2 protein-coding genes are annotated in these 1165 nt (G+C 34.3%); both read left to right on the forward strand.

Annotation, left to right across the window (positions count from 1 at the left end; all coding sequences use genetic code 11):
* Positions 1 to 210: transposase (locus IE867_RS14500; RefSeq protein ID WP_192485360.1), on the forward strand; the 210-nt coding region annotated here is incomplete at its 5' end.
* A 28-nt stretch (positions 211 to 238) separates the two neighbouring features.
* The gene (locus IE867_RS14505) at positions 239 to 1090 is read left to right on the forward strand and encodes a Tn3 family transposase (protein ID WP_192485411.1); all 852 of its coding nucleotides are present in this window, start codon (positions 239 to 241) and stop codon (positions 1088 to 1090) included.
* Positions 1091 to 1165 lie beyond the last annotated feature (75 nt).

Here is a 1165-nt window from a genome sequence, read left to right on the forward strand (position 1 = left end):
ACGACATTAACAACCCATATTGAAGAGGTAAGCAATTACTTTATTGATCGAAATAGTAGCGGTTTTGTGGAAGGCTTTAATAACAGGTTAAAAGTGCTGACGAGAAGATGCTATGGGTTAAAAAATGCCAAACGTTTTTTTCAACGGATTAAAATAGATACTGAAGGGCTTGCTTTATTCAGATTCAGCGGTGTTCAGTATGCGATCTAATCAACGGATAAACTGGTAGAGCCTAAATATGATTGCCTGCATATTGTCAGAAGCTTTTGGGTTTGGAGTAGAGAAAATGTCCGAGATGTCTGATATTAATTTTAATACACTGCGCTATACCCATGAGGACTTTATTTCAATTGAAAATCTCGAAAAGGCAAACATTCATATATCAAACTTTGTTAACTCATTGCCTATTTTTAAAGCTTGGAATTTGTTATGTGATAAGCTATTGGCTGATCAAGATGGACAAAAAGAGTCAACAAAAAACAGTACCATAAAATCACGATACTCAAAAAAATACCTTGGCAAAGGAAAAGGAATATCAGTCCTCTCATTAATAGCTAATTTTGTTGCTGTTAATGTCAAGAATATTGGTTTGAATGAGTATGAAGGGCACCATTTATTTGACATGGTATATGATAATAAATCAGATATTAAAGTTGATGCAGTCACTGGAGATAGTCACTCCATTAATCAAATAAATTTTGTAGCACTCGATGCGATTGATGTTGAGTTTTTGCCTTCAATGAAAAGGGTAAAAAATGAAACAGACGATCTGGTTTCAACAAAAGATCCATCGCATTATAGTGGCATTATTAAGCCTGCTTCCAAAGTTGAAAAGGAACGTATTAAAAAGCATAAAAGAGGCATCTCACGTGTGCTTATATCTTTAATCACACAAAATAATACGCAAGCAACGCTTATACGGAAACTCAATTCACATTCGCGCTACGCAGGACTTAGAAGAGCACTATATGAGTACAACAAAATATTCAAAAGCATTCATGTACTTAATATGTTAAATGACATGTCGGTTAGAAAAGCGGGCTCAATCCTTATTTCCGTTGGACGGGTTAAATCTGTTATAATTTTGTGATATTAACTTAAACCGAAAGAACTTAAAATGCTCACGAAATTGGATATGGTATTACCTGTTGAATTGCTTGGTTTA

Origin of the sequence: Cysteiniphilum marinum (assembly GCF_014857925.1) — a bacterium.
In the GTDB taxonomy this organism is placed as follows: domain Bacteria; phylum Pseudomonadota; class Gammaproteobacteria; order Francisellales; family Francisellaceae; genus Caedibacter; species Caedibacter marinus.